This window comes from Synechococcus sp. H55.9 (assembly GCF_047462355.1).
In the GTDB taxonomy this organism is placed as follows: domain Bacteria; phylum Cyanobacteriota; class Cyanobacteriia; order Thermostichales; family Thermostichaceae; genus Thermostichus.
Window position 1 is genome coordinate 1 of record NZ_JANSJB010000046.1, and the last position, 7040, is coordinate 7040.

Annotated in this window: 7 protein-coding genes; 4 read left to right on the forward strand and 3 right to left on the reverse strand. The window is 58.8% G+C overall.

Going from position 1 to position 7040, the window contains the following annotated elements; all coding sequences use genetic code 11:
• Positions 1 to 116 precede the first annotated feature (116 nt).
• The 3 genes from NW857_RS07540 to NW857_RS07550 form a co-directional block, all read right to left on the reverse strand.
• Positions 117 to 1433: a bifunctional folylpolyglutamate synthase/dihydrofolate synthase gene (locus tag NW857_RS07540; RefSeq protein ID WP_414338181.1), complete on the reverse strand. Its 1317-nt coding sequence runs from the start codon at positions 1431 to 1433 to the stop codon at positions 117 to 119.
• A 59-nt stretch (positions 1434 to 1492) separates the two neighbouring features.
• Positions 1493 to 3073, reverse strand: a complete 1581-nt coding sequence (serA, locus tag NW857_RS07545) for a phosphoglycerate dehydrogenase (protein ID WP_414334694.1) — start codon at positions 3071 to 3073, stop codon at positions 1493 to 1495.
• Between the two features lie 220 nt (positions 3074 to 3293).
• Positions 3294 to 3530 carry a DUF3148 domain-containing protein gene (locus tag NW857_RS07550; protein WP_414334693.1) on the reverse strand — a complete coding sequence of 79 codons (237 nt, stop codon included), beginning with the start codon at positions 3528 to 3530 and terminating at the stop codon, positions 3294 to 3296.
• 497 nt (positions 3531 to 4027) lie between these two features.
• Between NW857_RS07550 and NW857_RS07555 the strand changes: the two genes are divergently transcribed.
• The 4 genes from NW857_RS07555 to NW857_RS07570 all read left to right on the forward strand — a co-directional run.
• Positions 4028 to 4249 (forward strand): DUF2949 domain-containing protein, encoded by a 222-nt coding sequence (locus NW857_RS07555; protein WP_041438119.1) that lies wholly within the window; start codon positions 4028 to 4030, stop codon positions 4247 to 4249.
• Positions 4230 to 5312, forward strand: coding sequence for a nucleoside triphosphate pyrophosphohydrolase (gene mazG, locus NW857_RS07560; RefSeq protein WP_414334696.1), 1083 nt, complete (start codon positions 4230 to 4232; stop codon positions 5310 to 5312). The genes NW857_RS07555 and mazG overlap by 20 nt, the downstream gene beginning before the upstream one ends.
• Positions 5313 to 5359: 47 nt before the next feature.
• Complete coding sequence (locus NW857_RS07565; protein ID WP_414368524.1) at positions 5360 to 6244, forward strand: transglutaminase family protein; 885 nt, start codon at positions 5360 to 5362, stop codon at positions 6242 to 6244.
• Positions 6245 to 6328: 84 nt separating this feature from the next.
• Positions 6329 to 7040, forward strand: a 712-nt coding sequence (locus tag NW857_RS07570) for a VLRF1 family aeRF1-type release factor (RefSeq protein WP_414368527.1), incomplete at its 3' end; no start/stop codon positions are given.

Sequence of the window (7040 nt, forward strand, 5' to 3'; positions counted from 1 at the left end):
ACGCATCAGCGGCAAACCTACTGGTGGGGTGACCCGCCGGTAACCTAGCTCGGTGCCAGGCTCACCTCTGCCCCCCCACCACCCAAGGGGGGGCTAGTCTTTGCTCAACCCCGCTGTCAACGGGCCAATCCCCATCCCAAGCATTCCCGCATCACTTGGCCCAATAGATACAAAGACCCGCAAACCACAGCCGGTGGCTCCCCAACAGCTTGAGACTCCTGCATCTGAACACAAAAAGTAGACAAATCGGGCAATGCTTGTGCTGAAGCGAGATGGGGTTGCAGGGTTTGGGCCAGTTGGGCCAGTTGTTCGGGATCTGTCCCTAAGTGTCCGGCAATTGGCAAGGCGAAGAAGGAATCTCCCGGTCGCAGCAGGGTGCTGAGAATACCTTTGACATCCTTGGTGCTGAGGATACCGACATACCAGGCAAGGGATCCAGGTTGGTGCTTGTCTAGATAACGACGGAGAGCCTGGGCGGCGGGTAAGTTGTGGGCTCCATCCATCAGCAACTGGCGGCAACCAAGCTGCACCCGTTGTAAGCGCCCCGGCCAGCGGGTGATGGCAAACCCCTTTTCTACGGCGGCATCGGGGATCTGCCAGCCCTGTTGTTGTAGGGTTTCCACAACGGCAAGGGCTACCGCTGCATTGGTGAGTTGTACATCGCCGCTGAGGGGCAAGGTGAGGATCTGCCCTCGCCATCGGACGGTTTGGGGTTGCAACCATTGCAGGGGTTCAACCACCCGTAGGGGGCTTTGCAACTGCTCTGCCTTGGCTCGGATAACTGCTGTAACCTCTGGGGTTTGGGGTGCGCACACTGCTGGGATCCCTGGCTTGAGAATACCCGCCTTTTCAGAGGCAATTCGGGGCAGGCTGTTGCCCAAGCGCTGCCAATGATCCCAGCCGATGGAGGTGATGGCGGTCACCACGGGCTCGATCCCGGCATTGGTGGCATCCAGCCGACCACCCAAGCCCACTTCTATCACTGCCACGTCCACCTTTTGCCGGCGGAAGTACAGCCAAGCGGCAGCGGTGATGACCTCAAACTGGGTGGGAGAAGCCTCGCCAGGAGCATAGGTTTGTAGGCAGTCGCGCACTTGGGCCAACGCTTGGCTCCAGTCGTTGGCAGAAATGTACTCCCCGTTCAGCCAGATCCGCTCCCGCCAGTCCACCAAATGGGGAGAGGTGTAGCGACCGACGCGATAGCCCGCTGCCCACAGCACGTGGCTGACCCAGGCACAGACGGATCCCTTGCCGTTGGTGCCGGCCACGTGGATAGCCGGGATCCCGGCTTGGGGCCGACCCAGGCGCTGCAGCAGGACTTGCATGCGCTCCAGGCTGAGATCCACACCAAAATGGCCCAGCGACTCCAGAAACGCCGGCCAATCCCAGTCTGGGATCTGAGGCAGGTTTAAGGACAGATCGCTCTGGCTCAAGCCAAGACTCCGTCTCGCTAGCTAGGGGAAGTGAGGTTTGGGGATCGCTACCAGCGGCTCTAGAGGTTCACCACAAAAGCGTCGCGAATGCCCGGCTGCTTGAGTACCTCTTCTAGGATCCCATCTGGCAGGGGATCATCTAAGCTGAGCACCATTACTGCATCGCCGCGGATGATCTTGCGGCCCACCTGCATGCTGGCGATGTTGACATTGTAGGCTCCCAGCAGGGTGCCAATTCGCCCGATGATCCCGGGCATATCTCGGTGCAGGGTCATCAGCATGTTGGCGGAAGGGGGCACATTCACCGGGAACTCGTCAATCTGGGTAATCCGCACCTCTCGCTCCCCGATCAACGCCCCCGAAACGGAGCGGATCCCATTGGGGCCATGGGCAATCAACGTCAGGGATCCCGAATAATCTTTCAAGGAGGGATCTCGAGTTTCCACCACCCGAATGCCCCGTTCTTTGGCCTCGATGGAGGCGTTGACGTAGTTGACCCGTTCCCGCAGCGCCAGCGTCAAAAGCCCTTTGAGGGCGGCAATGACGATCGGCTGCCCATCTTTTTCCGCCAGATCTCCCTGCAGGCGGATCTCCAACTGGTTGACGCGATCCCCAGCCAACTGGCCAACCAAGTTGCCCAAGGTTTCGGCCAAGTCCAGGTAGGGTCTCAGGTTTTGCAACACCTCTGCCTGTAAGCCGGGGATATTCACGGCAGAGCGGGCCGGCAGCCCCAACAACACATCGCGGATCTGCTCGGCCACGTCGATAGCCACATTCACCTGTGCTTCTTCGGTGGAGGCCCCTAGGTGGGGGGTGAGCAGGACTTCCTTGCCCAAAGAAAACAGCGGAGAGTCCTTCAGCGGCTCGTTGGCAAAGACATCCAAAGCGGCTCCGGCAATTTGGCCGGATTTCAGGGCTTCGTACAGCGCCTGTTCATCCACCAAGCCGCCACGGGCACAGTTAATTAGGCGAGCAGTCGGCTTCATCATACGGAAGGTTTCGGCGTTGAACAGGTTGGTGGTTTCAGGCGTTTTGGGAATGTGCAGAGTGATGTAGTCCGATTCCTGTACCAAAGTCGTGAAGTCCACCAGGCGCACCCCCAGTTGCTCTGCCCGCTCCATGGAGAGGTAGGGGTCGTAGGCCAGCAGCTTCATCCCCATCGCCTTGGCAATCTGGGCCACGTGGGAGCCAATTCGCCCCAATCCCACAATCCCCAGGGTTTTTTTGTAGACTTCTACGCCGACAAACTCCTGCCGATTCCATTGGCCCGCTTTCAGAGAGGCATTGGCATCCGGTATGTGGCGCGAGAGGGCCATCATTAAAGCAATGGCGTGCTCGGCAGCGGCAATGGTGTTGCCCTCGGGCGAGTTGACCACCAGGATCCCGGCTTTGGTTGCGGCAGGCACATCGATGTTATCGACTCCAACACCCGCCCGCCCGATGATTTTCAAGTTCGTCCCCGCCTCGATCACCTCGCGGGTGACCCGTGTGCCGGAGCGCACCATGATGGCATCGTAGCTGGGGATAACCGCGATCAACTGCTCTGGGGTGAGCTGGGTTTGCACATCCACCTGAGCCACTTGAGAGAGGATATCGATCCCCGCCTGATCGATGGGATCTGTAACGATAACTCTGGGCATAAGCAGCGCTGGTCTTGTGGGATGGAGGGCAACAGAAGCAGAAGAACCAATTGCTGCCAGTTAAGGCGGATCCCAGCGGATAAGCCAAACCTTGATCCAACCTCAATTGGCACACTTTAATCTACCGCGAAAGTCCGCCGGTAAGGTGAAAACTCAATTCTGCAGCAAGCTGTCCGATCCCAAAAACCCATCGAGCTGCCTTGGAAGAGAGATGGGCCCGTTAAGACAGGGATCCCACCGGGGCAATATATTTCCCGTCGATGAGAAAGACGCCATTGGCAAATTGCACACAATAGGTGCCCAACAGCCGCCGCTGCAGGATCACCCCTTGTTCGTGCAAGCGGATCAAATGGGCCGGGCGCAACATCGGCATCGGGTCAGCCGTCTTTAGATAGGGCGGTATCTCCACCACCTGAACCGTCGCCCCCACCGGCAGTAACCCCTGAGCTTCAGACATAGGGAGAGTTCATGCTGCAACCATCTCTAGCTTAGCCGAGACCTAGGCCGGTGCAGGCCCGAAACCTGACCCGACCCAAACAACAAGGCAAAGCCCAGAACCCACTGGATCCCTGAGCCATTAATGTAAGATTTTTATCTTAAGTACCGAAGTTGCCAGGATAAAAAGGTAACATCTTGCTCAAGCTCCCTGGTTTTTCCCAAGAGGAAAAGCTAGCCAGCCTTTTGAGATGCTGCCAACTGTTCGTGAGTCTGCTATCATACCATGACCTCTTCCAACTGTTTTTTGTATCTTTGGATACGAAAACCTCATTTACCCGAGTAATCTAGGGGTTTTCTCGCTGTGGAGCTGTGGGCGCAGGGCTTGGCAAACCGGCCTTTGGCCCACTCGCTGGCCAGATCTTTGCCGAAATCCTATAGGAGTGTTAAGAATAGTTACATTGGTTGACTATCTTCTCAGTTTTCACAGTCGTCCTTCTTCAGCGCCGCGAAACGACCATGCTAGATCCGATTCCCCCCCCAGCCCTTGAGGAATATCTGTTGGAAACGGGTATTATCGACCGTTCTCAACTGAGTTTGGCCAAAAAGCTGCAGCATCGCCAGCAAGGGCCGTTGCTGATGATTCTTTTGGAGTTGAGTTTCATCGATCTAGAGCAGCTCAGCCGCCTTTTGGATTTGGGCCGCACCTACCCTTTTGACCATGCTGCAAACGCTGGATAGTCTTCAGCCCGACTGGCAACAGGCGCTGGCTCGGTGGTCTACTGCGGAGCAGGGATCCCTGCTGCTGAAAAGCTGTGGGGGAAAGGATCTGGGGGAGTTGCGCCGTTTTCTGCAACAGGTCTGTGCCCCTGTCCAGTCTGTTACGCTGCTGGCAGAAGGCTTAGAGGTGGTGGCCGGCCCCTTGACGCTTCAAAGCTGGGATCCGCAGACAACGGGCCATTTTGCCCACCTTTATCTGGAGCGTCCCGCCTCTACTCTGCACCTGAGTCGTTTGGCGGCGATTGTGGCTCGGTTGCGTGCTCCCGACGGCTGCCCTTGGGATCGGGCCCAAACTCCAGAGTCTCTTACTCCCTACATTCTCGAAGAGGCGTATGAGGCGGTAGCGGCCATTCGCGGCGGGGATCCGGCAGCGATTGCCGATGAGCTGGGGGATTTGTTGTTGCAGGTGGTGCTGCAGTCGCAGATCTTTGCCGAGCAGAACCACTTTGATCTGGAAGCTGTGGCGGCGCGGATTGCCGATAAGCTGATCCGTCGTCACCCCCACGTATTTGGGGAGGCTGTGCCGGCAGACCTGGCCGAGCTGCACCGCTCTTGGGAGCAGATCAAGCAAGAGGAGCAACCGGATCAAAGCCTTGGTCAAAAGCTGCTCCACTATGCTCAAAGTTTGCCCCCCCTGATGGCTGCTCTGAAGATCTCCCAAAAGGTGGTGGGAGCGGGATTTGAGTGGCCAACGGTGAAGGGGATCTGGGCCAAGATCCGCGAGGAAGAAGCCGAGCTGCGCCAAGAATTGGAAAGGGATCCCCCCGATCCGGCCCGACAGGCAGCCGAGTTGGGGGATCTGCTGTTTGCTCTGGTCGACTTGGGCCGTTGCTATGGCTTGGATGCTGCCCAAGCGCTGGCTCAGACCAACCTGCGTTTTGCCCGTCGTTTTTTGCGCATGGAAGAGCTGGCCCAGGAGCCGACAGGATCCATGCCCGGCGATGGCAAAGGCTCCATGCTCAAAGGACGCAGTCTCCAGGAATTGGAAGTTCTCTGGCAACAGGCCAAGCAAGACCATCCCTAGTTCGTCTGGGGTTGGGCCGGCTCTGAGGAGTATCCATTCACCGAACCGTGCAAATTCAAATCCGCCATTTCATCGAATACCGCTACAGTTGTCCGGTGCAACTGGAGCCCCACACTGTGCGCTTGCGACCCCGTTGCAACGGGATCCAAGCCCTCTTGGCCTTTGATCTGCAGGTGGATCCCCGCCCGGCAGGCCAATCGGAGCTGGTGGATCTGGATGGCAACGCGGCGGTTCAGCTCTGGTTTGGGGATCCCACCGAACATCTGCGCATCCAAACCCAGTCCACCGTGGTCACCCTGCGGCGCAACCCCTTTGACTATCTGCTCTGCGATTGGGCCACCCACCTTCCCATCAACTACCCCAGCACGCTGGCAGCCCAACTGCAGCCCTATCTGGCGACCCAGGCAGATGCCGGCATCCAAAGCCTGGCCTGGGAGCTCTGGGATCAGGTGCAGGGGGAGACGACGGCTTTTTTGCCGGCGCTTAACCAACGCATCTACTCCGAGTGCCGCCACATCTTGCGGGAAAAGGGGGATCCTTGGCCCGCCGGCCTGACCTGGCAGCGCAAAACCGGCGCCTGCCGTGACCTGACGCTGGTGTTTATGGAGGTCTGCCGCACCGTAGGCTTGGCCGCACGCTTTGTCAGTGGCTACCAGGTCGGTTCTTCGCAGCCGGCGGGGGAGACCACAGAGCCTGTGCATCGTCATCTGCACGCCTGGGCGGAGGTGTATCTGCCAGGGGCCGGTTGGCGAGGGTTCGATCCCACCCAAGGGCTGGCCGTGGCCGATGGCCATGTGGCTTTGGCGGCCAGCGCCTACCCCAGAGATGCCGCTCCTATCTACGGCCATTGGCTGGGCAGGGGTGTTCACAGCCACATGAGCTACACTATCCAGATCCAGGCAGAATCTTCTCCCCAAGCCCAGCTCAACTGAGCTCCATCTTGCGTGGGATCCCTTGAGGGATCTGCCGTCGCATTCCCTACTTTAGATATCTTGCAGTGAAGCCCTTTCAAAACCATGGACGAGCTCAACACCCTGATCCGGGATTTGCAAGCTGCCTTTGGCGACAGCAGCACGCCGGTGCTCTCGTTATACGCCGACATCAACCCTGCCCGTCCTGAAAACGCCCGCCTTGCCTGGGTGGGACGCATCAAGAACGCTATCAAAGAGCTGCCGGAGTTCCGGGAGGGCAAGCGGGATCCTTCTCTCTACGAGCAAATCCTTGCCCTGCTGGAACAGGAGCGCCCTTCCGCCCGCACCCTAGTTCTTTTTGCCAGCCGCAACGCTGATGGCAAGCTAGTGCTGCGTCGAATCGACCTGCAGGTGGAGCTGCCCGTAGTGGATCTGGCCCACGGGCGGGTAGAAGCCCGCTGGGGTGAGCCGTACTTGACCCCTTTGATTTTCGCCTTCGATGAATATGAGCGGGCCGGGGTGTTGCACCTGTCCGGGGCCAGGTGGCACTTCTACGAGCTCTTTTTGGGAGAACTGCGGGAGGACACGGAAGTCTTTGCCAACATCAGCGCCGACGAGTGGCGAGAACTCCAGGAGCTGGCCGGCCGCATCGAGAATGTCGTTGCCGAGCGTCGCGCCCGCAGCGGCGGCACCTTCGACAAACTCTCCCCCAAGGAGCGGGAAGCGGCCAAGGTCAGCCTCTGGATGCACAAGCTTTACGTGCGCCTGGCCCACGCCCTCGACAAAGCGGTGGATCGCCTGGGCATCGAGCGCCTGG

Coding starts and splice junctions, on each gene's coding strand:
- NW857_RS07550 (WP_414334693.1), bottom strand. CDS start 3,530: ATGTCTGAAGCTCAGGGGTTACTGCCGGTGGGGGCGACGGTTCAGGTG.
- serA (WP_414334694.1), bottom strand. CDS start 3,073: ATGCCCAGAGTTATCGTTACAGATCCCATCGATCAGGCGGGGATCGAT.
- NW857_RS07555 (WP_041438119.1), top strand. CDS start 4,028: ATGCTAGATCCGATTCCCCCCCCAGCCCTTGAGGAATATCTGTTGGAA.
- mazG (WP_414334696.1), top strand. CDS start 4,230: ATGCTGCAAACGCTGGATAGTCTTCAGCCCGACTGGCAACAGGCGCTG.